The sequence below is a fragment of the Clostridioides sp. GD02367 genome (genome assembly GCF_045900275.1).
Classification (GTDB): Bacteria; Bacillota; Clostridia; order Peptostreptococcales; family Peptostreptococcaceae; genus Clostridioides; species Clostridioides difficile_A.
In genome coordinates this window covers 1-493 of record NZ_JBJODK010000039.1, presented here as the reverse complement: position 1 = coordinate 493, position 493 = coordinate 1, and the positions used below count along the sequence as shown (strand labels likewise).

Genomic DNA, 493 nt, shown 5'->3' with positions numbered 1-493 from the left:
AATTATTGTGGTGGGCCATCAGGGACTCGAACCCCAGACCTACCGGTTATGAGCCGGGCGCTCTAACCAACTGAGCTAATGGCCCACAATAATTTGTGGTGCCGAAGACCGGAATCGAACCGGTACGAGAGGTAAGTCCCGCAGGATTTTAAGTCCTGTGCGTCTGCCAGTTCCGCCACTTCGGCACATCACCTGGCTATGTCCTACTCTCCCAGGCAGTTTCCCACCAAGTACCATCAGCGCTAGAGAGCTTAACTTCTGTGTTCGGAATGGGAACAGGTGTATCCTCTCTGCTATTATAACCAGATTATTGTCTAAATTTTCATTTAACTTTTTTCTAAGACAAGTATTATAATAACATCTTTGTCTTGTTGTGTCAATACTTTTTTTATTCGATTTTTTAATTAAAAAAGTATTAAAAATCTATAAGTTTTGACAAGTTTAAATATATAGAGTTAGCACTCTAAAAACTACACATATATTTTACTGAATG

2 tRNA genes and 1 rRNA gene are annotated in these 493 nt (G+C 40.2%); all 3 read right to left on the bottom strand.

The features are described from left to right. Positions 1 to 8: 8 nt before the first annotated feature. Positions 9 to 85 (bottom strand) — tRNA-Ile (locus tag Q3223_RS19535). An 11-nt stretch (positions 86 to 96) separates the two neighbouring features. Continuing rightward, a tRNA-Leu gene (locus tag Q3223_RS19530) sits at positions 97 to 185 on the bottom strand. Between the two features lie 5 nt (positions 186 to 190). Then, positions 191 to 307 (bottom strand): 5S ribosomal RNA (gene rrf, locus Q3223_RS19525). Between the last annotated feature and the right edge of the window lie 186 nt (positions 308 to 493).